General features: G+C 62.1%; 20 protein-coding genes. 11 read left to right on the top strand and 9 right to left on the bottom strand.

Translation table 11 applies throughout. The annotated features are described in order from the left end of the window. Positions 1-35: 35 nt before the first annotated feature. The 3 genes from E2K99_RS07245 to E2K99_RS07235 form a co-directional block, all read right to left on the bottom strand. The gene (locus E2K99_RS07245; RefSeq protein ID WP_134221803.1) at positions 36-3,011 is read right to left on the bottom strand and encodes a DNA translocase FtsK; all 2,976 of its coding nucleotides are present in this window, start codon (positions 3,009-3,011) and stop codon (positions 36-38) included. A 156-nt stretch (positions 3,012-3,167) separates the two neighbouring features. Next, entirely contained in the window at positions 3,168-3,737 is a 570-nt protein-coding gene (locus E2K99_RS07240; protein ID WP_034330504.1) for a DNA-3-methyladenine glycosylase I, read from the bottom strand. 31 nt (positions 3,738-3,768) lie between these two features. Then, positions 3,769-4,782, bottom strand: a complete 1,014-nt coding sequence (locus tag E2K99_RS07235) for a serine/threonine protein kinase (RefSeq protein ID WP_134221802.1) — start codon at positions 4,780-4,782, stop codon at positions 3,769-3,771. Positions 4,783-4,906: 124 nt separating this feature from the next. On the opposite strand from E2K99_RS07235, the gene E2K99_RS07230 reads away from it, so the two are divergent. Beyond that, a complete protein-coding gene (locus E2K99_RS07230) occupies positions 4,907-5,602 on the top strand; it encodes a UPF0149 family protein (RefSeq protein ID WP_134221801.1) in 696 nt (231 codons plus the stop codon). A 107-nt stretch (positions 5,603-5,709) separates the two neighbouring features. On the opposite strand, the gene orn is transcribed toward E2K99_RS07230, so the two are convergent. After that, on the bottom strand, positions 5,710-6,279 hold the full coding sequence (gene orn, locus E2K99_RS07225) for an oligoribonuclease (protein WP_008326970.1): 570 nt from the start codon (positions 6,277-6,279) through the stop codon (positions 5,710-5,712). Positions 6,280-6,453: 174 nt separating this feature from the next. On the opposite strand from orn, the gene E2K99_RS07220 reads away from it, so the two are divergent. The 3 genes from E2K99_RS07220 (at position 6,454) to rsgA (ending at position 9,129) form a co-directional block, all read left to right on the top strand. After that, positions 6,454-7,764, top strand: a complete 1,311-nt coding sequence (locus E2K99_RS07220; RefSeq protein WP_134221800.1) for a M48 family metallopeptidase — start codon at positions 6,454-6,456, stop codon at positions 7,762-7,764. Positions 7,765-7,825: 61 nt separating this feature from the next. Then, the gene (locus tag E2K99_RS07215) at positions 7,826-8,182 is read left to right on the top strand and encodes a 4a-hydroxytetrahydrobiopterin dehydratase (protein ID WP_134221799.1); all 357 of its coding nucleotides are present in this window, start codon (positions 7,826-7,828) and stop codon (positions 8,180-8,182) included. Further along, positions 8,182-9,129, top strand: coding sequence for a ribosome small subunit-dependent GTPase A (gene rsgA / locus E2K99_RS07210; protein WP_134221798.1), 948 nt, complete (start codon positions 8,182-8,184; stop codon positions 9,127-9,129). The genes E2K99_RS07215 and rsgA overlap by 1 nt, the downstream gene beginning before the upstream one ends. An 11-nt stretch (positions 9,130-9,140) precedes the next feature. Here rsgA and E2K99_RS07205 read toward each other — a convergent pair whose 3' ends face one another. Continuing rightward, positions 9,141-11,351, bottom strand: a complete 2,211-nt coding sequence (locus tag E2K99_RS07205; RefSeq protein ID WP_134221797.1) for a TonB-dependent receptor — start codon at positions 11,349-11,351, stop codon at positions 9,141-9,143. 341 nt (positions 11,352-11,692) lie between these two features. Between E2K99_RS07205 and argF the strand changes: the two genes are divergently transcribed. The 3 genes from argF (at position 11,693) to ppnP (ending at position 14,369) form a co-directional block, all read left to right on the top strand. Next, the gene (argF, locus tag E2K99_RS07200; RefSeq protein WP_134221796.1) at positions 11,693-12,607 is read left to right on the top strand and encodes an ornithine carbamoyltransferase; all 915 of its coding nucleotides are present in this window, start codon (positions 11,693-11,695) and stop codon (positions 12,605-12,607) included. 70 nt (positions 12,608-12,677) lie between these two features. Further along, positions 12,678-14,012, top strand: a complete 1,335-nt coding sequence (argG, locus tag E2K99_RS07195) for an argininosuccinate synthase (protein ID WP_134221795.1) — start codon at positions 12,678-12,680, stop codon at positions 14,010-14,012. A 42-nt stretch (positions 14,013-14,054) separates the two neighbouring features. Further along, positions 14,055-14,369: a pyrimidine/purine nucleoside phosphorylase gene (gene ppnP, locus E2K99_RS07190; protein ID WP_034333616.1), complete on the top strand. Its 315-nt coding sequence runs from the start codon at positions 14,055-14,057 to the stop codon at positions 14,367-14,369. A 77-nt stretch (positions 14,370-14,446) separates the two neighbouring features. On the opposite strand, the gene murB is transcribed toward ppnP, so the two are convergent. Then, positions 14,447-15,478: a UDP-N-acetylmuramate dehydrogenase gene (murB, locus tag E2K99_RS07185; RefSeq protein WP_134221794.1), complete on the bottom strand. Its 1,032-nt coding sequence runs from the start codon at positions 15,476-15,478 to the stop codon at positions 14,447-14,449. 135 nt (positions 15,479-15,613) lie between these two features. On the opposite strand from murB, the gene E2K99_RS07180 reads away from it, so the two are divergent. The 4 genes from E2K99_RS07180 to E2K99_RS07165 all read left to right on the top strand — a co-directional run bounded on the left by E2K99_RS07180 (position 15,614) and on the right by E2K99_RS07165 (position 17,926). Further along, positions 15,614-16,099, top strand: coding sequence for a YajQ family cyclic di-GMP-binding protein (locus E2K99_RS07180; RefSeq protein WP_034333613.1), 486 nt, complete (start codon positions 15,614-15,616; stop codon positions 16,097-16,099). Between the two features lie 221 nt (positions 16,100-16,320). Then, complete coding sequence (locus E2K99_RS07175) at positions 16,321-16,734, top strand: PAAR domain-containing protein (protein WP_134221793.1); 414 nt, start codon at positions 16,321-16,323, stop codon at positions 16,732-16,734. After that, on the top strand, positions 16,731-17,282 hold the full coding sequence (locus E2K99_RS07170; protein WP_134221792.1) for a PAAR domain-containing protein: 552 nt from the start codon (positions 16,731-16,733) through the stop codon (positions 17,280-17,282). The genes E2K99_RS07175 and E2K99_RS07170 overlap by 4 nt, the downstream gene beginning before the upstream one ends. Beyond that, positions 17,279-17,926, top strand: a complete 648-nt coding sequence (locus tag E2K99_RS07165) for a type VI secretion system amidase effector protein Tae4 (RefSeq protein WP_121038309.1) — start codon at positions 17,279-17,281, stop codon at positions 17,924-17,926. The genes E2K99_RS07170 and E2K99_RS07165 overlap by 4 nt, the downstream gene beginning before the upstream one ends. 1,015 nt (positions 17,927-18,941) lie before the next feature. On the opposite strand, the gene aroG is transcribed toward E2K99_RS07165, so the two are convergent. The 3 genes from aroG to E2K99_RS07150 form a co-directional block, all read right to left on the bottom strand. Then, positions 18,942-20,015, bottom strand: coding sequence for a 3-deoxy-7-phosphoheptulonate synthase AroG (gene aroG, locus E2K99_RS07160; protein WP_134221791.1), 1,074 nt, complete (start codon positions 20,013-20,015; stop codon positions 18,942-18,944). A 551-nt stretch (positions 20,016-20,566) separates the two neighbouring features. After that, positions 20,567-22,027: a metalloprotease TldD gene (gene tldD / locus E2K99_RS07155; protein ID WP_134134763.1), complete on the bottom strand. Its 1,461-nt coding sequence runs from the start codon at positions 22,025-22,027 to the stop codon at positions 20,567-20,569. 25 nt (positions 22,028-22,052) lie between these two features. Then, positions 22,053-22,859 carry a carbon-nitrogen hydrolase family protein gene (locus E2K99_RS07150; protein ID WP_134134761.1) on the bottom strand — a complete coding sequence of 269 codons (807 nt, stop codon included), beginning with the start codon at positions 22,857-22,859 and terminating at the stop codon, positions 22,053-22,055. Positions 22,860-22,884: the final 25 nt, after the last annotated feature.

Raw genomic sequence — 22,884 nt, 5'->3', positions numbered from 1 at the left:
CAAGGGTCCGCCGATTTTCTTTTGGGCTGTGCTTCTTATTCTTCGCCGCCGCCACCCGAGGGCGGCACCAGGATATCTCGGCTGCCGTTGCGCGACATGGCCGAGAGCACGCCCGCCGTTTCCATCTGCTCCACCAGCCGCGCGGCGCGGTTGTAGCCGATGCGCAATTGCCGCTGCACCGAAGAGATGGAAGCGCGGCGCGTCTTGAGCACGAAGGCCACCGCTTCGTCGTAGAGCGGGTCGGCTTCGGCATCGCCGCCCTCGCTGCCGGCGAACATGTCGGCCTGGGTCGTGTCCTCGGAAATCGGCGGAGCCAGGATTTCCTCGATGTAGCGCGGTTCGCCAAAGGACTTCAGGTATTCCACCACGCGGTGCACTTCTTCATCCGAGACGAAGGCGCCATGCACCCGCTGCGGATAGCCCGAGCCCGGCGGCAGGAACAGCATGTCGCCATGGCCCAGCAGCGATTCGGCCCCCATCTGGTCCAGCACGGTGCGCGAGTCGATCTTGGACGACACCTGGAAGGCCACGCGGGTCGGGATGTTGGCCTTGATGAGGCCGGTGATCACGTCCACCGACGGCCGCTGCGTGGCCAGGATCAGGTGGATGCCGGCTGCGCGCGCCTTCTGGGCCAGGCGGGCGATCAACTCTTCCACCTTCTTGCCGACCACCATCATGAGGTCGGCCAGTTCGTCGATGACGATCACGATGGTGGGCAGCTTTTCCAGCGGCTCGGGCGCGTCGGGCGTGAGGCTGAAGGGATTGGGAATCTTCTCGCCACGGGCGGCGGCATCGTCGAGCTTCTGGTTGTAGCCGGCCAGGTTGCGCACGCCCAGCTTGGACATCTTCTTGTAGCGGCGCTCCATCTCTTCCACCGCCCAGTTCAGCGCATGGGCCGCTTCGCGCATGTCGGTCACCACCGGCGCCAGCAGGTGCGGGATACCTTCGTAGATCGACAGCTCCAGCATCTTGGGGTCGATCATGATGAGGCGCACTTCCTCGGGCGTAGCCTTGTAGAGCAGCGAGAGGATCATGGCATTGATGGCCACCGACTTGCCCGACCCGGTGGTACCGGCCACCAGCATGTGCGGCGCGCGCGCCAGGTCGGTCACCACGGGTGTGCCGGTGATGTCCTTGCCCATGGCAATGGTGAGATGCGAAGCGGATTTGCGATAAGCCTGCGAATGCACGATCTCGGAGAGCTTGATCATCTGCCGGCGCGCATTGGGCAGCTCCAGGCCCATGCAGGTCTTGCCGGGAATGGTCTCGACCACGCGAATCGAGGTCAGGCCCAGGGCACGTGAAAGATCCTTCACCAGGTTCACTACCTGTGCGCCACGCACGCCTTGTGCCGGCTCCACTTCGAAACGGGTAATCACCGGACCGGCCTCGGCCCCCAGCACCGTGACCGGCACCTTGAATTCGCGCAGGCGCTGTTCGATCAGGCGGCCGGTTTCCTGCAGTTGCTCGGGGTCGACCTCGATGCGGGATTCGGGGACTTCATCGAGCAGGTCCAATGACGGCAGCGGGATGTCCACGCGCGGCTCATCGACGTAGCCCTCGGGCGCCATGGCCACCGGCTGCACGTAGGCGGGCGCCGCTTCGGGCATGCGCACGCTGAAGGCCGCAGCGGGCTGGGCCGGCGGCGCTTCGGGCGCGGGGTCGGGCAGCATGTCGAACCAGGGGGCATTGAAGGTGCCGAGGTCGATCGGTTCCGGTTGCGGCTCGGGCAGCGGCGGTGCAGGCTCGGGGGCCGCCATCGGTGCCATGAAGGGCGGCATGGGAGGGGCGACGACCGGTGGCGGCGTGGGGACGGGAGAGGGCACCGGCCCCAAGGATTCCGGCAAGGGCTGTCCCTGCGGACTCAGCGGCACGATAGGCGGTACCTGAGGTGCCAGCGGCGCAGCCGGCGGCGTTTCCTGCTCGCCGCTGGTCTGCTGCAAGGAGCGCATCAGGCGCGTCGGCACCACGTCGGCACGCTCGGCCGGTTTACCGGGCACACTGCCCGGCTCAGGAGCACGGCCCACGCTGCTGATGCGGATGCTGCGGGTAGGCTCGGCCGGTGCCGGATTGTCGCGTGCAATCGATGGCGGAATCGGACGGATCGGCGGCGACGGCGTGGCCGCGCGAGACAGACTGGCATCGGCCGCCGCGCTGGCCGCCGAGATGGCACGGCTGGCAGCGGCACGGGCCAGCATGGCTTCGGTCGGACGCAGGCTTTCGAAGGCGGCCCATTCGGATTCCGGACGCGGTTTGGCCGCCGGGTCCGTCTGGCGCGGATTGATGGAAGGCCACTTGCCGCCCTGCGCGCTGCCGGCAGGCGTTGCCTGGCTGTTGCGGCTGCCGCCGGTGAGGGCCGACAGTGGCACTTTCCAGTCGTCACGCGGTGCGTTCCCGGCCGGACGCTCCAGTGCCGGGGCCGGCGTCAGGCGTGCCGGCCGGGGACGCGGGGCGAAGGGCGAGGCCGGCGGCATGCGCTTGGCCGATGCGGAAGCGGGAGCAGGCGTGCGCGGCATCGGGGCACGGCGTTCGGTACTGGCGGGGAAACTGCTGCGGGCGGGTCCGGCGCTGCCGTGGAGGCTGCTCATGCGCAATCGTTCACTTTCGGCGCTGCCACGGCGCGGCGGCCCCAGGTCCAGCTCGGGGTGCTCATCGCGGCCAGCCGGTGCGCCTCGGCCAAACATGGCACCCAGCAGCCATTTCAGGCCCAGCGCCAGCAAACCCAGCATCAGGACTGCGGCAATGCCACGGCTGATCTTGCCGCCCAGCGCATCCATCAGGGCCGCGCCGAACAGCGCTCCGCCCGGGCCATCATCGCCCGCAACCAGTTGTGAACGCACCAGCGACTCGACCGCGCTGCTGGCGGCCAGCAGCAGCAGGCTGCCGCACCACAGGCGAATGGCACCGCGCCCGCCGAAGATGGACTTGCGGCCGAGCGCGCGCGCTACCGTGCGCAGCAGCAGCGGCAGCAGCCAGAGGACCGACCAGCCAAACCATTTGACGAAAATCATGCTACTCCCAAACTTCACCGGCCTGGCAGTGCGCCAGCCGGCCTCGTGAATCCATGCAGTGCAAGCTGATGCTGCATCGCAGGCTGCGAGTGTAAACCAAACCGGTGCCCTGCCGCCGCCCATCGGCTGGCCTTTTGGTGCAGAGCACGCCCGGCCTCAACGGCCGTGACAATGGCAATCCACCACGTGATCGTTGATCACGCCCACGCCTTGCAGATAGGCGTAGATGATGGTGGAACCGACAAACTTGAAGCCGCGCTTGGCCAGCTCCTTGGAAATCGCATCCGACAGCGGCGTCTTGGCCGGGCAATCGGCCAGTGAAGCCCAGCGGTTGACGATGGGCTGGCCATCGACCTTGCCCCACAGATAGGCATCGAGCCCGCCGACTTCCTCGCGCAGTTGCAGGTAGGCACGCGCATTGCCGATGGTGGCGGCCACCTTCAGACGGTTGCGCACGATGCCGGGATTCTTCAGCAATTGCGCCACCTTGCGCTCGTCATAACGGGCGATCTTCTCGGCATCCCAGTCGTCGAAGGCCTCGCGGTAGCTGTCACGCTTGTTGAGCACGGTTTCCCAGGACAGTCCGGCCTGGGCACCTTCCAGGTTCAGCATCTCGAACAGACGTGTTTCATCGTGGCAGGGCACGCCCCATTCATGGTCGTGATACTGCACATAGCGGGGATTGGCCAGGTTGACCCAGCCGCAGCGGACAAGTGTTTGCGTCATGATGGTGTTGTTTTCGTTCATTTCGCCGGATTTACACCGGCCACAGGGGCGGTTCATCCATCAGCGCGATCTGTTCGCGCAGTTCCAGGATGCGGTCCTGCCAGTAACGTTGGGTATTGAACCAGGGGAAGGCCACCGGGAACGCCGGGTCATCCCAGCGCCGCGCCAGCCAGGCGGAATAATGGATCAGGCGCAGGGTGCGCAGGGCTTCGATGAGATACAGCTCGCGTGGCTCGAATTCGCAGAAACTTTCATATCCTGCCAACAGGTCGGCCAGCTGGCCGACCATCTCGCGCCGTTCGCCCGAGAGCAGCATCCACAGGTCCTGCACGGCCGGGCCGCTGCGGCTGTCGTCGAAATCGACGAAGTGCGGGCCGGCATCGGTCCACAGGACGTTGCCGACATGGCAATCGCCATGCAGGCGCAGGGTGCGAATCTCCCCTGCCCGCTCGTAGCAACGCCGCACGCCCTCAAGAGCCTGCTCGACCGTGGTGCGCCAGGCGGTGGCTACATCCATCGGGATGAAATCATGCGCCAGCAGCCAGTCGCGCGGTTCTTCGCCGAAGCTGGCGAGGTCCAGAGCCGGGCGGGACTGGAAGGGGCTGCGCAGGCCGACCGCATGGATGCGGCCGATGAAGCGGCCCAGACGCTCCAGGGTATCGGCATCGTCCAGCTCAGGTGCACGGCCACCGTGGCGGCGGAACACGGCAAAGCGGAAACCGGCGTGGCGATGCAGGGTGACACCATTGTCGAGACGCATGGCGGGCACCACCGGCACTTCTTCGTCGGCCAATTCCTGCGAAAAAGCGTGTTCTTCGAGGATCTGCTCATCACTCCAGCGCAAGGGACGATAAAACTTGGCCACCAGCGGCGGGCCGTCTTCCATGCCGACCTGGTAGACGCGGTTTTCGTAGCTGTTCAGGGCCAGCAGGCGGCCGTCTCCGTAGAGGCCCAGCCCGTCGAGGGCATCGAGTACCGTATCGGGCGAGAGCGTGGCGAAGGAAGTGGCGTCGGGGAGGTCAGCAGATTGGGCGGGGGAATTCATCCGCCTATTGTACTGTCCACCAGCCTGCCCGCCCCATCAGATTGCACGATCCGGGCCGCAACACTCGCGCCCCCGGCCCAATGCCTTTACACTCCTGCCTTTAGCATCAGTCATTGGAACCATCATGCATCTCGACCAGCCCCTTTCCGACGCCGAATTCGACGAACTCGACGATTTTCTCCTCTCCGATCGCTGCGCCGACGATGTGATGACCATGGACACCCTGCACGGCTACCTGACGGCCTTGGCCATCGGTCCGCAGGAAGTGCTGATGGCCGAATGGCTGCCGCGCGTCTGGGGCAGCCGTCCGGAAGATACCCCCAAGTTCAAGAACGGCAAGGAAGCCGAGCGCATCACCAGCCTGATCGCGCGCACCATGAACGAAATCGCCATCACCTTCGAAGTCGCCCCCAAGGAATATGAACCTCTGTTCTGCGAGCGCGAGCACGAAGGCAAACCGCTGCTGGATGCGGAAGCCTGGGCCTGGGGGTTCTGGGAAGGCATCCAGTTGCGCGCGGCGCAGTGGGACGAAATCTTCCACTCCAACCTGGCCCCGCTGATGCGTCCCATCTACCTTCTGGGCTCGGAAGAGCTGGAAGAGGAAGAAACCAGGCTCATCGACGACCCGCTCAAGACCCACAAGCTGGCCATCGAGATCGAATCGGCCATTCCGCACATCCACCGCTACTGGGCGCCCAAGCGCAAGTCGGCGGTCGAGCAGGTGCAACGCGATGCGCCCAAGACCGGCCGCAACGATGCCTGCCCCTGCGGCAGTGGCAAGAAATACAAGAAGTGCTGCGGCGCAGATTCGGAAGAATGATTCACCCGGCACCATGAAAAAGGCGCGCCGGATGCCGGGCGCGCCTTTTTGTTTCATACAGGATGGCGTTGCTGCCAACCACTCTGCCTGGGCCGGATGCTACGGCCTCACTCCTTGATGAAGTGTTCGCGGTAGTACTTCAGTTCTTCGATCGACTCCAGGATGTCGGCCAGGGCCGTGTGCATCTGGCGCTTCTTGAAACCGGTGGCGATTTCGGGCTTCCAGCGCTTGCAGAGTTCCTTCAGGGTCGACACATCGAGGTTGCGATAGTGGAAGAATTCTTCCAGCTTGGGCATGCCGCGCACCATGAAACGGCGGTCCTGGCAGATCGAATTGCCGCACATGGGCGACTTTCCGGCCGGGACGTATTGCTTCAGGAAGGCGATGATCTGTTGTTCGGCGTCGGCTTCGGTGACGGTGGACGCCTTGACGCGGTCGATCAGGCCGGAACGGCCGTGGGTGCCCTTGTTCCAGGCGTCCATGCCGTCCAGCAGCTCGTCGGACTGGTGGATGGCCAGCACCGGGCCTTCGCCCAGCACGTTCAGTTCTGCATCGGTAACCACCACGGCCACTTCGATGATGCGATCCTTGTCCGGATCCAGGCCGGTCATTTCCATATCGACCCAGACCAGGTTCATTTCATTGGGCCGGACAGGCGCGGCGGGGGCTTGTGACATAATTCTTCCTTATTGACGGGATGGGGCCTGGCCCCATCTACTGCAGGGTTCATTGCTGGGTTCGCTCGCCCGGATCGCACCGGACGGCACGGCCAACAGGCCTGCCACCGTTGCCGGCTGGGGCAGGACGCGGGCCTGGGCCTCGAACTTCCGCCATTTTCGCACAGGGAAAGCATGTCTTCACTTTCGTTTTCAGTTTTGTTCGTCGTATTCCTGGCCATCAGCTTGGGCGTGCGTTTCTGGCTGGCCTCGCGCCAACTTCGCCATGTGATCGCCCACCGCGCGGCCGTGCCGCCCGAGTTCGCGGAAAAAATCCCGCTGTCGGCCCACCAGAAGGCGGCCGACTATACGGTGGCGCGCACCAAGTTCGGCCTGGTGACGCTGATCGTCAATGCTGCTGTGCTGATCGGCTTCACCCTGCTGGGCGGGCTGCAATGGCTCTCCAGCCTGCTGCTGGGCTGGACCGGCGAACCGGGCATGGTGTACCAGATCGCGCTGGTGGCGGGATTTGGTCTTATTTCGGGCGCGGTGGATTTGCCCTTTGACTACTACCGCCAGTTCAAACTGGAAGCCGGTTTCGGCTTCAACAAGATGACGCGTGGATTGTTCTTCAGCGACATGATCAAGCAAACCCTGCTGGGTGCCGTGATCGGCCTGCCGCTTCTGTGGGTGGTGCTGGTGCTGATGGAAAAGGCCGGCGCGCTCTGGTGGTTCTATACCTGGATCGTGCTGTGCGCCTTCCAGCTGCTCATGCTGGTGATCTATCCCAGCTTCATCGCGCCGCTCTTCAACAAATTCACCGCGCTGGAAGATGACAGCCTGCGCAGCCGCATCGAGGGATTGATGCAGCGCGTCGGATTCGCCTCCAAGGGCTTGTTCGTGATGGACGGTTCCAAGCGCAGCGCGCATGGCAATGCCTACTTCTCGGGCTTCGGCTCGGGCAAGCGCATCGTCTTCTTCGACACCCTGCTGGCGCGCCTGGCCCCGCATGAGATCGAAGCCGTGCTGGCCCACGAACTGGGCCACTTCAAGCTCAAGCACATCGTCAAACGCGTGGTCGTCATGTTCGGCCTGTCGCTGGCCTTCCTGGCGCTGCTGGGCTATCTGAAGGGCCAGGCCTGGTTCTATACCGGCCTGGGCGTGGAGCCGCTGCTCTTGGGCAGCAACGATACCATGGCCCTGATCCTGTTCATGCTGGTGCTGCCGATCTTCACTTTCCTGTTCTCGCCGCTGTCTTCGCTCTCCTCGCGCAAGCACGAGTTCGAGGCCGATGCCTTCGCCGCACAGCACACCGATGCCCAGGATCTGGTATCGGCACTGGTCAAGCTGTACGAGGACAATGCCTCCACCCTCACCCCCGATCCGCTGCACTCGGCCTTCTACGATTCGCACCCGCCGGCGTCGCTGCGCATCCAGCATCTGCACGCTGCCATCGCCGCCCATCGCGCAAGGTCGGGAACAGCCGCCGCCGCGGGCAGCCACTGAATTTTTTGATCATCTACAAGGCGGGCTGGATGAATGAAACAGCCCGCCGCAGGAGAACCCCATGAGCATCACCGCAAGCACCCTCGCCGCCGCCCGCAGCGTCCAGCCCATCGCCGCGCTGGATGACGCTGCCATCGCCGCCCACCTGGCCGCCCTGCCCGACTGGAAGATCGACGGCGGCAAGCTGGCGCGCAGCTTCGCCTTCGGCAACTATTACGAGACCCTGGCCTTCGTCAACGCGATCGCGTGGATCATCCACGCCGAAGACCATCACCCGGAACTGACCGTCACCTACAACCGCTGCAACGTGAAGTTCGATACCCATAGCGTCAATGAAGGCCGTGGCGGTTTGTCGGCCAATGACTTCATCTGCGCGGCCAAGGTCGACGCCATTTTCGCCCAGCGCGCCCCGGCCTGATGGGAGTCCGCAAGCAAGGCGCACGCAGCGCCAGGGCAGGATCAGCGACGAACAAGGCTGAGCTGGAACAGGGGCTGGTGATCGCCGCCCACGGCCGTCACTATCTGGTGCAGGCCGGTGACCAGAAACTGAATTGCGTCACCCGTGGCAAGAAGAGCGACGTGGCGGTCGGCGACCACATCCGCCTGGCCCGTACCTCGGCCGACCAGGGCGTGGTGGAAAGCATCGACGAACGGCGCACCCTGCTTTATCGCTCGGACCAGTACAAGTCCAAGCTGCTGGCGGCCAATGTGGATCAACTCTTCATCGTGGTGGCGACCGAACCGAGCTTTTCGGATGACCTGGTCTCGCGCTCGCTGGTGGCGGCCGAATCGGCCGGTGTCTCGGCGCACCTGATCCTGAACAAGACCGACATCACCGAAGCCCTGCCCAAGACGCGTGAACGCCTGCAGGTGTATGCGCGCCTGGGTTATCCGGTGCACGAGGTCTCGGCCAAGGCCCAGCCGGAAGAGACGCGCGCGGCCTTCATGCCGCTGTTGGCCGGCAAGAGCACCATCCTGATCGGCCAGTCGGGCATGGGCAAGTCCTCCATCATCAACCTGATCGTCCCGGACGCCGATATCGCCACCCGCGAAATCTCGGCCGCCCTCGATACCGGCAAGCACACCACGACCTTCACCCGGCTGTACCAGATGGAGCAGGAAGCCAGCATCATCGATTCGCCGGGCTTCCAGGAGTTCGGCCTGTACCAGCTCTCCGAAGGCATGCTGGAACGCGCCTTCCGCGACTTCACCCCCTATCTGGGCAAGTGCCGGTTCTACAACTGCCACCATCTCAACGAGCCGGGCTGTGCGGTGCTGGAGGCGGTACAGGCCGGCGAGATTGCGGGGATGCGCCACCAGCTGTATGCGCAGCTGGTGCATGAATCTTCACAGACCTTGTACTGACCTGGCCCTCTTCAGAACTTGTAGGCAGCCGTCAACACCACCGCACGCGGTGCCCCCGGCACGATCTGGGTGGCGCCGGTGGCACTGACGTAATAGTGCCGGTTGGCCAGGTTGGTGGCGGCCAGCGTGTATTCGGCGCGCGCCATCCGGTAGCCCAGCAGCGCATCCCAGCGCACGTAGCCGGGCAGCTCCAGCAGGTTCTCGCGATCGGCAAAGCGCGCGCCCTCCACCACCACGCCCGCCTCGCCAAACCATCCCAGGGGCGGCGCATAGGACACGAACAAGCTGCCATTGCGCGCCGAGACCCCGGACGCTCGCTTGCCCGCATACTGCGCCTCAGCCCGCACCACCCTTGAATTCTGCTGGGTCCAGCCGCCGCGCACGAACCAGTGGCGCGCCACTTCCCCCGCCACGCTCAATTCGATGCCGCGATTGCGCTCCAGTCCGCTCTGGGTGAACACGCCCGGCTGCACCGGGTCGGCCACGGTGCGGTTGTAGAGTTCCAGTTCGAACCAGGCCAGCGTCGTGCTGATCCTGCGCCCGAACCAGTCGCTCTTGACCCCGGCTTCCAGCTGGCGGCTGAATTGGGGTCCCAGGTCATTGCCATTGCCCTTCGCCCCCGGTGACAAGCCGATCACGTCGCCGCCCACCGGCGCATAGCTCTTGCTCCACGATCCATAGAAGTGATGCGCCGGCAGGGCTTCCCATACCGCGCCCACGCGCGGGCTCACGGCGTTGCTGGAACGCTCGATGCGAATGTCGCGCAGGCGGCTGCGGGAATCGACTTCGAAGTGATCCCAGCGCACCCCGGCCAGGACTTTCCATTGCGCCCCGATGGCGATCTGGTCTTGCGCATACAAGCCCACGGAATCGACCCGGTGGTAGTTCATCTGCCAGGGCTGCGGCTGGGGCGTGGCGTTGCGCACCTCGGGATCGGTCAGCGAGACGGGCAGCGCAGTGGCCATCCACAAGCGCGGCTCGCGCTTCTGCCAGCCGTATTCGGCACCGGCCAGCAGCTCGTGCTGCAAGAGGCCGCTCTTGAGCGTGCCGAGCAATTCGAGGTTGGCTTGCACATTGCGCTGCTGCAGGTTCTGTTGAAAGCGACTGCGCTGCACGCTGCCCAGGTTGCGGCCGGCGCTGACGTAGCCTTGGGTAACGAAGGTATTGTCGAAGTCGCTGTTGAGATCAAACACGCTCACCATCTGCCGCACGCTCCAGTCCGGCGCAATGGACCTTGTGAGGGTGGAACGCAGGCTGAGACTGGTATCGCGGATGAAGTCGCGCCCGGCCGCACCGAAGAAGGCGCGGTCCGACGCCACCGGCAAGGCAAGGGCTGCAACCGTATCGTTGCCCGTCAACGCCGTGACCCGGCCCGGTACGCCGCGATCCGGAACCCGTTCGAATTCATCGTAGTCCGCCTGCAGCAGCCAGCTGTCGCGGCCGGACTCCCACTTCAGGGCCGGGGCGAAGTACTGGCGCGTGCCGCGGACGTCGTGGCGGAAGTGGGCTTCGTGTTCACGCCCGGCGTTGATGCGCAGCCCCCATTGCTCGCCCAGCGGACGATTCCAGTCCACCGCCCCGCCCTGCTGGCCACGGCTGCCCCAGATGGCGGTGGCCTGACCGAAGGCTTCACGTTCCGGCTGCTTGCTGATGCGATTGATCACGCCGCCGCCGCTGCCGCGTCCGTAGAGCACGGCGGCCGGGCCCTTGAGGATCTCGATGCGATCAATGTTGCCCAGGCTGCGCACGTATTGCGCGTCATCGCGCATGCCGTCGAGCAGGGTATCGCCGGCATTGGAAAAGCCGCGCAGCCGGAAGGCATCGAAGCGCGTATCGGAGACATTGGAGACGCCTGGCACCCCGGCCAATGCCGCCGCCAGCCCGCGCCCGCCATAAGCCCTGACCTGCGCGGCATCGACCGCCTGCACCGTCTGCGGCACCTCGCGCACATCGGTGGCGGTGCGGGTGGCGCTACCCAGCGGGCCGGGACGGGGATCGTGCAGATTGCGCTGGCTGCGGACCTCGACGGCAGGCAGGCGCGCAGCATCGCCCTCCTCGCGCTCGGCCGTGGCCTCGGCGGCAGCAGCGGAAACAGGAAACGCGAACAAAGCCGCCACCAGCGCCGCCGGCAAGGCGCGCAGCTTGGGCGGCGAGGAACGTGATGAAGAAAAAGACCGGCGCAAACCCTGTAACGGGTGCGGGCAAGAAGAATCGTGCGACATGGCAGCTGTTCCTTTCAGGCAAGGGAAAGCTGCGGATTCTAGCCACCTGAATAGTAATAATTCTCATTTGCGACGTGAAATCAGGCTCTTTGTCGCACTTAGTGAGCATTCCTCGAAAAAGCTGGATACGGATTTCGAAAATTTTCTTCACGTGCATCGAAGGAATTCGAAGCGCATCCCCGATGCCGTGCGCGGGACTTCATCTTTGACCCGAATTAGCGAAACCCCGGAGAGTTTCTTTGCAGCAAGTACTGCGGGTATCTTTTTAAGCCGAATCCCTTATAATCTAAGGAGTTAACGACTATCGGCGGCAGGCGCCACACTGGCCGCCGTTTTTATTTATGGCAATCAAACACTACCTTCAGTTTTCCGACTTTACGCTTGATGAATACGAGTACGTGATCGAACGTTCCCGTGTGATCAAACGTAAGTTCAAGAATTACGAGCCCCATCACACGCTGGCCGATCGTACCCTGGTGATGGTGTTCGAAAAGAACTCGACCCGCACCCGCCTCTCCTTCGAAGCCGGCATGCACCAGATGGGCGGCGCGGCGATCTACCTCAACACCCGCGACAGCCAGCTTGGCCGTGGCGAACCGGTGGAAGATGCGGCGCAGGTGATGTCACGCATGTGCGACGTCATCATGATCCGCACCTACGGCCAGGAGATCATCGAGCGCTTTGCCAAGCATTCGCGCGTGCCGGTCATCAACGGCCTGACCAACGAGCAGCATCCCTGCCAGGTGCTGGCCGATGTCTTCACCTACATCGAGCATCGCGGCAGCATCCAGGGCAAGATCGTGGCCTGGGTCGGCGACGCCAACAACATGCTCTATTCGTGGCTGCAGGCGGCCGAGGTGTTTGGCTTCCACGTCAACGTCTCCACCCCCAAGGGCTACGACATCGATCCGGCCCAGGTTTCGCCGGGCAACACGAATTACACCTTCTTCGCCGATCCGGCCGATGCCTGCCAGGATGCCGACCTGGTCACCACCGACGTGTGGACCAGCATGGGCTTCGAAGCCGAGAACAATGCCCGCCTGAAGGCCTTCGATGGCTGGATCGTGGACCAGGCCAAGATGTCGCGCGCCAAGAAGGATGCGCTCTTCATGCACTGCCTGCCCGCGCACCGTGGCGAGGAAGTGGCCGCCGAAGTAATCGACGGCCCGCAATCGGTGGTCTGGGACGAGGCGGAAAACCGCCTGCACGTGCAGAAGGCCCTGCTCGAATACCTGGTGCACGGCCGCTTCGATTAAGCCGCCTGCTGCCCATTCCCCCAGCACAAGAATCACGCTCAACACTTCACTTCATCGCAACGTCAAGATCATGTCCAACATCCTGCAATCCGTCCCGGTCAATCAAAAAGTCGGCATCGCCTTCTCCGGCGGCCTCGATACCAGCGCCGCGCTGACCTGGATGCGCCAGAAGGGCGCCGTCCCCTACGCCTACACCGCCAACCTGGGCCAGCCGGATGAGCCGGACTATGACGCCATCCCCAAGAAGGCCATGCAATACGGTGCCGAACTGGCACGCCTGATCGATTGCCGTGAACAACTGGCCAATGAAGGCATCGCTGCCCTGCAAAGCGGCGCGTTCCACATCTCCACCGCCGGCATCACCTACTTCAACACCACCCCGCTGGGCCGTGCCGTGACCGGCACCATGCTGGTGTCGGCCATGCGTGAAGACAACGTCGACATTTGGGGCGACGGCAGCACCTACAAGGGCAACGACATCGAGCGCTTCTATCGCTACGGCCTGCTGGTGAACCCCAACCTGAAGATCTACAAGCCCTGGCTGGACAGCACCTTCATCGACGAACTGGGCGGCCGCAAGGAAATGTCCGAGTTCATGATCAAGTCCGGCTTCGACTACAAGATGTCGGTGGAAAAGGCCTACTCGACCGACTCCAACATGCTGGGCGCGACCCACGAAGCCAAGGACCTGGAATACTTGAACAGCGGCATCAAGATCGTGCAGCCCATCATGGGCGTGGCGTTCTGGCGCGATGACGTGGAAGTCAAGGCGGAGACCGTTACCGTGCGCTTCGAAGAAGGCCGTCCGGTGGCGCTCAACGGCAAGACCTTCGCCAGCATGACCGAGCTGATCCTGGAAGCCAACCGCATCGGTGGCCGCCATGGCCTGGGCATGAGCGACCAGATCGAGAACCGCATCATCGAAGCCAAGAGCCGCGGCATCTACGAAGCCCCGGGCCTGGCCCTGCTGTTCATCGCCTACGAGCGCCTGGTCACCGGCATCCACAACGAAGACACCATCGAACAGTACCGCGACAACGGCCGCAAGCTGGGCCGCCTGCTGTATCAGGGTCGCTGGTTCGATTCGCAGGCCATCATGCTGCGCGAAACCGCCCAGCGCTGGGTGGCACGCGCCATCACCGGCGAAGTGACGGTGGAACTGCGTCGCGGCAATGACTACTCGATCCTCAACACCGAGTCGCCCAACCTGACCTACCACCCGGAACGTCTGACCATGGAAAAGGGCGAAGGCAGCTTCTCCGCCATCGACCGTATCGGCCAGCTGACCATGCGCAACCTGGACATCGCCGACACCCGCCAGAAGCTGTCGATCTACCAGAACACCGGCCTGCTGGATTCCAGCACTGCCGTGTCGCTGCCGCTGCTGGGCAAGGACGAAAAGTAATTCCTGCTGGATTCACCTTTACCGTTTAATGGAAGCGATTCGATGAGCACTCAATTCGACAACGTCACCGTCCTGAAAAAGGGCAATGTCTACTTCGACGGCAAGTGTGTCTCGCACACCGTGCTGCTGGCCGATGGGACCAAGAAGACCCTGGGCGTGATCCTGCCCTCGACGCTGAACTTCAGCACCGGTGCACCGGAAATCATGGAAATCAACGGCGGCAGCTGCCGCGTGCGTCTGAAGGGCGAAGAAGCCTGGAACACCTACGCTGCAGGCACCACCTTCAGCGTGCCGGGCAACTCCAGCTTCGACATCGAAGTGACCGAGACCCTGGATTACGTCTGCCACTTCGGCTGATCTTCTCGGCGTCTGAATAAAAAGCCGTCCGGTAGCGATACCGGACGGCTTTTTTACGTCTTCACACAGGAGTGCGCTCAGATGAAGACCGGTTCCGGCTCCAGCTGGACGCCGAACTTTTCCTTCACATCATCCTGAATCGCCTTGGCCAGCCTGGCCACTTCCGCCCCCGTGGCACCGCCACGGTTGACCAGCACCAGGGCCTGCTGTTCATACACGCCTGCACGCCCCATGGTCTTGCCCTTCCAGCCGCAGCGGTCGATCAGCCAGCCGGCGGCCAGCTTGTAGTGATCGTCATCGACGCGATAGCTGACCAGGTTGCTGTATTGCGCCAGCAGGGTATCGCGCAGGCGAGCCGGCACGATGGGGTTCTTGAAGAAGCTGCCGGCGTTGCCGATCCGGGCGGGGTCTGGCAGCTTGCGGGTGCGGATGGCGATGACGGCCTCGGCGATGTCACGCGGACCGGGTTCGGTGATGCCGCGCTCCTGCAGGGCCTGGGACACGTCGGCGTAGTTGGCGTTGGCTTCCCAGCGCTTGGGCAGCGCGAATGTCACTTCAAGGACCACGGCGCGGTCGCGCAGCGCATGCTTGAAGACACTGTCGCGGTAGCCGAAGCGGCAGGCCTCGCGATCCAGCGTCACCAGCTCGCCGCTGATCAGGTCGAAAGCTTGCAGGCTGTGGAAGCGGTCCTTGATCTCGATGCCGTAGGCACCGATGTTCTGGATGGGCGCGGCACCGACGCTGCCGGGGATGAGTGAAAGATTCTCCAGCCCGCCCAGGTCCTGTTGCAGCGTCCACTGGACGAAAGCGTGCCAGTTCTCCCCGGCGGCGGCGCGCACGTAGATGAAGTTGTCGTCCTCGCCGGCGATGTCTATGCCCAGGTTCTGCATATGCAGCACCAATCCGCTGAAGTCTTGCGTCAGGAGGAGGTTGCTGCCGCCGCCCAGGACCAACCGGGGCAAGGCCATGAGGCCGGCGTCCTGGCGCAAGGTGCGCAGCTGCTCGATGCCCTCCACAGGCAGGTAGGCGTGGGCACTGGCCTCGATGCCGAAGGTGTTGAGGGCGCGCAGGGAAACGTCGTGCCGGACGGGAAGTGAAGAAGTGCTCATAGGGGTGGGATTATATCGTCCGCGCTCGGCAAAAACGCTGTCAGCGGCCGGGCGATGGCGGCGGGCGCCTCACTCCGTTAAAATCACGGCTCAGACGCCGGCCTTCGCCGGCTGCAAGAACATAAGGAACAAGCCATGCCCTCATTCGATACCGTCTGCGAAGCCAACCTGGTGGAAGTCAAGAACGCCGTGGACCAGGCCAACAAGGAAATTTCCACCCGTTTCGACTTCAAGGGCACTGACGCCCGCGTCGAGCAAAAGGAGCGCGAGCTGACCGCCTTTGCCGACTCCGACTTCCAGCTGAGCCAAGTGCGCGACGTACTGACCAACAAGATGACCAAGCGCAACGTCGATGTGCGTTTCCTGGACGAAGGCAAGATCGAGAAGATCGGCGGCGACAAGGTCAAGCAGGTCATCAAGGTGAAGAACGGCATCGAAAGCGACGATGCCAAGAAGATCGTGCGCGTCATCAAGGACAGCAAGATGAAGGTCCAAGCCAGCATCCAGGGCGACGCCGTGCGCATCACCGGCGCCAAGCGCGACGACCTGCAGGCGGCCATGGCGCTGCTGCGCAAGGAGATCAAGGAGATTCCGCTGGAGTTCAACAACTTCCGTGACTGATCTGGGCCATTGCCTTTGCAGTACCGACAACGCCGGCTTTTGCCGGCGTTTTTTTTGGCGCCAGCTCGATGGTATTCGAGAAAACGCAGCTGATTGCTTGAGGGCAAGCGGGTTTCCGCACTGCCAAATCTACACTCCTTCCACCCAAAAATATCGGCATCTCTTGAAGTGAGCGCTGATGGGCTGTTTGGGCCAGTTGCCAACTGACGGAAGGAGCAAAGATGGAACACAAGGAATTTGACGGACAACGCCTGGCAAACGATTTTCTTGCCGGCATCGATAAACGACCCATCAAAGGCAGCCATGCGCTGGCGACGCTGGGTTCGGCCACGCGGCTTGGCGGGGAAGTCGCTACGGCAAGCAGTAGCATGCACATCAAGGGACACCGCATCGCCTGCGTCGGTGACATCGTGCGATATCAGGACGGGACGGAGAGCAGGATCATCTCAGGTGCCGGCGCAGCTTTAACCTGCAAAGGCCATCCGATGGCCATGGTCGGCAGCACGACCGACAATGGGGACACGATCACCAGCAGTCTGCAAAGCGCGGCACAAATTCGCGAATACGCCGACGATGCCGGCATACCGGGGCTGCTGCAAGCTGGCTACCTGGCGCCGACAGGGGATGGCGCATGAAGATCATCGGGTGGATTCGCCATGGTGATAAAGCCGCCTGCGGCGGGACGGTAATTGAGGGTGACCAGACTTGCCGCAGCCATGGCCGGGCTTATGCCTTTCAGGGGGCTCGGGTGGCTTGCCGAAAGGACTGCATCATTGCTGATGGTTTTCCGCGCTCTACGCTCACCAATGGACGGGCTCAGGTTATTCATGGGATGAAGACCAGTGCTGGATGCCCGTTGCACTCTACGCTCAACGATATCGACGGGGTAGGCAATGCAAGCGGTGAAGCTATCGCCGAAAAGCACTTTCTCAACGCTGAGGGCGTTTGGATGCCTATCAAAGAGCCGGAGCAATACGAAGCCCCCTACGATGAACAACCCCAGCTTATTGCGCAGGCCATTGAAGGCGTACCCTGGACCGTCCAGACGATGGACGGGCGTACATTCTCTGGCCGGGCCGAGCCCGACGGCCAGCTACCGCGCATTGATACCTATGGGGAAGATGAATACGTCGTTTATTGGGGAGACGAGGCTCTCATCAAGATGGAAGAGGCGCAAACATGAGCAAGATACTGGTGCAACAAGCCAAGGTGCGGACGAACACCATCAAGGACTCAGTATGCAAGATTGATGTTCCTGCCGTTAAATTCTCGGACCTGTGGGACAACTACGTGAGTGGTGCTCCCTTCAAGCCGGGGCCTGACGATAAAGGGGACTACGACAACCAGTGCGCCTTGCGCGTCAGCGCCACATTTCACAAAGTGGGCATTCAAATGCGTTCCTTCTCGCAGAAGACAGTCAAGCCGATGCCAGGTGCCAAAGCGTTGGGGCGTGTCATGATGGATGGCAAGCCGGCAGCAGTGCGGGCTTATGAACTTGCCGAATGGCTCAAGTTGCAACCGTTCTGCGGTTTGCCCAAGCAACCTGAAGACGTCACAGGAAAAGATTGGGAATCGAAGGTGAAAGGGCGTACGGGGATCATCATGTTTCACGCGTATTGGACGCATGAAGGGCAAAGTACCAGCAATGCAAGCGGCGGACATATTGATCTGTGGAACGGGAAGCGGATGACAATTGCTGGGACGGAGAGCTTCCTCGCCATGCTTGGTCGCGGAATTGGCATTTCAAGCGCTCATATCCCCGGCACCTCCTATGGCTATTCGGATCTGAGCAAGGCAAGACTAATCCTGTTCTGGGAAGTCCAATGAAACGTCTTGGCTTGTCATTAACTTTCTTCATCGCTGGACTTCTGACAACGTGGGCGGCGCTATTCGCGGGTAGCCACTTGCCTGAATATATGAAGTTCAATCTGTCGCCACCTGCCTCGGGTAGCTGCCACGAAATAGACCTATGCTCGGTTCCATGGTGGATATCAGCGCTGTTGATCACTTATTTGCTTGCACCATCACTTATTTTCGCGGTGACTGGATGGTTCAGCGCGCGTGCTTGTATTTCGATATCTAGAAGGTTGGTCAGGCTTCTGGCTCTAATGTCGATGACTGGCTTGTTCTATATCGCAAGCTACGTCATCGGTCGCTGACTGACGTCATGGAGAGTAGGCTATCTTCAAGAACGGCCGACTGGTTCGGCTGACATTACAGAGAATGTGAAACATTCGCACGATTCACACTGGGCATCCATCGGCCTTGGCCTCACCTTTACTCTGACCTCAGAGAGTCAAGGCTCATACTCTTCTTTGAGGTGAAGTGACTGTGAAAAAGACTGTTCTGTTCTGCGTCGGACTTCTGATCGGATACTTTTTCGACTTGATCCCTTCGCTATTTGAAATCCTAGCCAATACCAATGTCTGTATCGAATCATGCCCTGGCGTACTACGTGGGATTTCACTTGCAATCTATGCCGCGATGCCACTTCTTTGGGGAGTCAGTCTGCCGGTCACCGTTGGAAAACCTCATGCATCCAGTATCTTGATTTGCTTGTCGATTGCATCGGCTTTCCTCATGCTGACATTAACGTGGTTTCTCTACACTCATCAGCACCCGCAATAATTTCGACACAAAAGATAATTGGCAGGCTTCTGACGCTCATATTGATGACCGCGTTGCTGTATCTCGCCCGCTATGTTGTCGGCAGTTGATCGGATAGCGTCATGAACAAAGGATGCCGGGCCGAAAACAACAAAGCCCTGGCTCCCACCAAGGCTTTGTTCACTACCTCACGCCAGCAATCACCGGCGCATCAATCTCTCTTCAACAACACCCCTCAAGCCGCGTCCCGCTCATCCCCCACCAAACGGCGCTGCTTGACCGAATCCGCCAGGCCCTGCAGCACTTGCAGGCTTTCTTCCCAGTTGATGCAGCCATCGGTGATGGACTGGCCATAGGTCAGTTCCTTGCCCGGCACCAGATCCTGGCGGCCGGCCACCAAGTGAGATTCCACCATCACGCCGACGATGCGGGTGTCGCCCGCGGCCACCTGGCGACCGATGTCGGCGCAGACCGGAATCTGGTTTTCCGGTTTCTTGGAGCTGTTGGCGTGCGAAGCGTCGATCATCAGGCGCGCTGCCAGGCCGCTCTTGGCGATGTCCTGGCAGGCCGCTTCCACGCTGGGCGCATCATAGTTGGGCTGCTTGCCGCCGCGCAGGATAATGTGGCAATCCTCGTTGCCGGCAGTGGAGACGATGGCCGAGTGGCCGCCCTTGGTCACCGACAGGAAGTGGTGCGGCTGCGACGCGGCCTTGATGGCATCCACGGCGATCTTGACGTTGCCGTCGGTACCGTTCTTGAAGCCCACCGGGCAGGAGAGGCCGGAAGCCAGCTCGCGGTGCACCTGCGACTCGGTGGTACGGGCACCGATGGCACCCCAGCTGATCAGGTCAGCGATGTATTGCGGGCTGATCACGTCCAGGAATTCGGTACCTGCCGGCAGGCCCAGGTCGTTGATGTTCAACAGCAGTTCACGGGCCGCACGCAGGCCGTCGTTGATGCGGAAGCTGTTGTCCATGTACGGGTCATTGATCAAACCCTTCCAGCCCACCGTGGTGCGCGGCTTCTCGAAGTACACGCGCATGACGATTTCCAGCTCGTTCTTGTGACGCTCGCGCTCCACCACCAGGCGGCGCGCATACTCCATGGCGGCCTTGGTGTCGTGGATGGAGCAGGGCCCGATGACGACCATCAGGCGGTCGTCCTGGCCGTGCAGGATGCGATGCAGCGCAGTGCGGGCTTCAGCGGTGGTGCGCTCGACCTTTTCGGTGCAGGCGAATTCGCGGATGAGATGCGAGGGGGGGAGCAATTCTTTCATTTCTCGGATGCGAAGATCGTCAGTGCGCGGCATTTTTTTCTCCTGGTGTACTGCAATGATTCAGCTGGAATATTGACCAAAAAAAAACCGCCATCACTGGCGGTTTTTTAGGAAATCGGTTTTGTCTTTTTACGAACGCTTACCGCTTTTCACCGCCGTGGGGCTGGAATAGCTAAAGTAAAAATAAAAGTAAGCGCGGGCGAAAGACATGTCTGGCGTCATGGGTTAAGTGAAGCAGGCATTCATAGTGCTACAAATCAGGGGCTTTGGCAAGCAACAAGACGAAATCGACATGCTGCGCTGCAAATGCATATTTCATTCGTCAAATATATATTTATTGAATATTTATTGCTTAAATAGCCAATCGCTGTCACCAAAACACAATAAAAAATCTGGCCTCGCGCAAGCCTTGCCCGCCCCCCATCGTCTGGCCAACTGTGGCTTTCCTGCAAAAAAAGTGAATATTTGATCTGGCCACGTCGTTTTCCCCTACCACCGGAAGTCATATTCCCGGCGCATAAATGAAAAAACCGCCGGTGAATGACACCGGCGGTTTTCACAAGAAACGATGCAGCGATGAACGATCAGGCAGTTCCGCCCACGGTCACGCCATCCAGACGCAAGGTCGGCTGCCCCACCCCGACCGGCACGCTCTGGCCTTCCTTGCCGCACACGCCGACACCCGAATCCAAGCGCATGTCATTGCCGATCATGGAGACGCGGTTGAGCACATCCGGACCATTGCCGATCAAGGTCGCGCCCTTGACCGGATAGGTGATCTTGCCATCCTCGATCATGTAGGCCTCGCTGGCCGAGAAGACGAACTTGCCGTTGGTGATATCCACCTGGCCACCGCCGAAGTTGACCGCATACAGGCCATTCTTGACCGAAGCCAGGATCTCGCCCGGATCCTTGTCACCGCCCAGCATGTAGGTATTGGTCATGCGCGGCATGGGCAGGTGGGCGAAGGATTCGCGGCGGGCATTGCCGGTGACGTCCATCTTCATCAGGCGGGCATTCATGGTGTCCTGGATGTAGCCCTTCAGGATGCCGTCTTCGATCAGCGTGGTGCACTGGGTCGGATTGCCTTCATCGTCGATGTTGAGCGACCCGCGGCGATCGGCAATGGTGCCGTCATCGACCACAGTCACGCCCTTGGCGGCGACGCGCTCGCCGATGCGGCCGGAGAAGGTGGAGGAACCCTTGCGGTTGAAGTCCCCTTCCAGGCCGTGACCGATGGCTTCGTGCAGCAGGATGCCGGGCCAGCCGGGGCCGAGGACCACGGTCATGGGACCGGCCGGGGCCGGGCGCGCATCCAGGTTCACCAGCGCGGTGGCCACCGCTTCGGAAGCATACTTCTCCAGCAGGGTGTCGGAGAAATAACCGTAGTCATATCGTCCGCCGCCACCGCTGCTGCCCATCTCGCGACGACCATTCTGTTCGGCGATCACCGTCACCGACACCCGCACCAGCGGACGGATATCGGCAGCCAGCACGCCATCGGCGCGCGCCACCAGCACCACGTCGTATTCGCCGGAGAGGCTGGCCATGACCTGCTTGACGCGCGGGTCCTTGGCGCGGGCGATGCGTTCGATGCGTTCCAGCAGTTGCACCTTGGCCGTGGCGTCCAGCGAGGTCAGCGGATCATGCGGCAGGTACAGCGCGCGGCCGCCGGCCGGCGTCATGGCACCGGCCACCTTGATCTTGCCACTGCCCTGGCGGGCGATGGTGCGGGTAGCGGCTGCGGCATCCAGCAGGGCCGATTCGGAAATCTCGTCCGAATAGGAGAACGCGGTTTTGTCGCCCGACACGGCGCGCACGCCCACCCCCTGGTCGATGGAAAAGCTGCCGGTCTTGACGATGCCCTCTTCCAGGCTCCAGCCCTCGCTCTTGGTGAACTGGAAGTAAAGGTCGGCGTAGTCCACCTTGTGCGTGAACATGCTGCCCAAGGCCTTGAGCAGCTTGGATTCGTCCAGGCCGAAGGGAGTCAGCAGCACGTCGCGCGCCACTTGCAGGGCGCCCATGTTGGGTTCAAATAATTTCATAGCGTCTTGTCGGAAGGCAAAAAGGTCAAAGCTTGCGATGGCGTAGCGCCGGCAAGCTTTCTCGAACGTATTGTAGACGATGGGGATCAATGTCGCCGATCACAAGCCCTTCTCCCTCAGGAAGCACCGAAACGATCTCGCCCCAGGGATCCACCAGCATGCTGTGGCCCCAGGTACGGCGGCCATTGACGTGCTGCCCGCCCTGCGCCGAGGCCAGTACGTAGCACTGGTTTTCGACGGCACGCGCGCGCAGCAGCAGCTCCCAGTGCGCGCGGCCGGTGGTATAGGTGAAGGCGGCAGGCATCACGATCAGGGCGCACTCGCCCATGGCGCGATACAGCTCCGGGAAGCGCAGGTCATAGCACACCGACAAGCCGACCCGCCCGAAGGGTGCCTCGAAGCTGCGCACTTCGCTGCCGTATTCGATGGTGCGGGCTTCGTCGTAGTTTTCTTCACCCCGCACGAAATTGAACAAGTGGATCTTGTCGTAACGCGCCACCCGCTGGCCATCCGGTCCATAGACCAGTGAAGTATTGAGCACCTTGCCGGAAACCGCCGACTGCAGCGGCAGTGTGCCGCCCACCAGCCACAGCCGGTGCTCGCGCGCCAGGGCGCTCATGCATTCCTGCATGGGACCGCTGCCATCGGCTTCGGCATGGGCCAGCTTGTCGCGCTCGTGCAGGCCCATGATGGGCCAGTATTCCGGCAGCAGCGCCAGTTGCGCGCCCTGCTGCGCTGCCTGCGCCACCAGGCGGCTGGCCGCATCGAAGTTCTGCAATGGCTCGGGGGTGGAGACCATCTGGATCGCCGCCACCTTGAAGGAATCGCTCATGTCTGCCTCTTGCCAGCGTGGTGAG

Origin of the sequence: Herbaspirillum huttiense (assembly GCF_004367745.1) — a bacterium.
GTDB classification, from domain to species: domain Bacteria; phylum Pseudomonadota; class Gammaproteobacteria; order Burkholderiales; family Burkholderiaceae_D; genus Herbaspirillum; species Herbaspirillum huttiense.
This window is presented reverse-complemented; position numbering and strand designations above follow the sequence as displayed.

Coding starts and splice junctions, on each gene's coding strand:
- E2K99_RS07245 (WP_134221803.1), bottom strand. CDS start 3,011: ATGATTTTCGTCAAATGGTTTGGCTGGTCGGTCCTCTGGCTGCTGCCG.
- E2K99_RS07240 (WP_034330504.1), bottom strand. CDS start 3,737: ATGACGCAAACACTTGTCCGCTGCGGCTGGGTCAACCTGGCCAATCCC.
- E2K99_RS07235 (WP_134221802.1), bottom strand. CDS start 4,782: ATGAATTCCCCCGCCCAATCTGCTGACCTCCCCGACGCCACTTCCTTC.
- E2K99_RS07230 (WP_134221801.1), top strand. CDS start 4,907: ATGCATCTCGACCAGCCCCTTTCCGACGCCGAATTCGACGAACTCGAC.
- orn (WP_008326970.1), bottom strand. CDS start 6,279: ATGTCACAAGCCCCCGCCGCGCCTGTCCGGCCCAATGAAATGAACCTG.
- E2K99_RS07220 (WP_134221800.1), top strand. CDS start 6,454: ATGTCTTCACTTTCGTTTTCAGTTTTGTTCGTCGTATTCCTGGCCATC.
- E2K99_RS07215 (WP_134221799.1), top strand. CDS start 7,826: ATGAGCATCACCGCAAGCACCCTCGCCGCCGCCCGCAGCGTCCAGCCC.
- rsgA (WP_134221798.1), top strand. CDS start 8,182: ATGGGAGTCCGCAAGCAAGGCGCACGCAGCGCCAGGGCAGGATCAGCG.
- E2K99_RS07205 (WP_134221797.1), bottom strand. CDS start 11,351: ATGTCGCACGATTCTTCTTGCCCGCACCCGTTACAGGGTTTGCGCCGG.
- argF (WP_134221796.1), top strand. CDS start 11,693: ATGGCAATCAAACACTACCTTCAGTTTTCCGACTTTACGCTTGATGAA.
- argG (WP_134221795.1), top strand. CDS start 12,678: ATGTCCAACATCCTGCAATCCGTCCCGGTCAATCAAAAAGTCGGCATC.
- ppnP (WP_034333616.1), top strand. CDS start 14,055: ATGAGCACTCAATTCGACAACGTCACCGTCCTGAAAAAGGGCAATGTC.
- murB (WP_134221794.1), bottom strand. CDS start 15,478: ATGAGCACTTCTTCACTTCCCGTCCGGCACGACGTTTCCCTGCGCGCC.
- E2K99_RS07180 (WP_034333613.1), top strand. CDS start 15,614: ATGCCCTCATTCGATACCGTCTGCGAAGCCAACCTGGTGGAAGTCAAG.
- E2K99_RS07175 (WP_134221793.1), top strand. CDS start 16,321: ATGGAACACAAGGAATTTGACGGACAACGCCTGGCAAACGATTTTCTT.
- E2K99_RS07170 (WP_134221792.1), top strand. CDS start 16,731: ATGAAGATCATCGGGTGGATTCGCCATGGTGATAAAGCCGCCTGCGGC.
- E2K99_RS07165 (WP_121038309.1), top strand. CDS start 17,279: ATGAGCAAGATACTGGTGCAACAAGCCAAGGTGCGGACGAACACCATC.
- aroG (WP_134221791.1), bottom strand. CDS start 20,015: ATGCCGCGCACTGACGATCTTCGCATCCGAGAAATGAAAGAATTGCTC.
- tldD (WP_134134763.1), bottom strand. CDS start 22,027: ATGAAATTATTTGAACCCAACATGGGCGCCCTGCAAGTGGCGCGCGAC.
- E2K99_RS07150 (WP_134134761.1), bottom strand. CDS start 22,859: ATGAGCGATTCCTTCAAGGTGGCGGCGATCCAGATGGTCTCCACCCCC.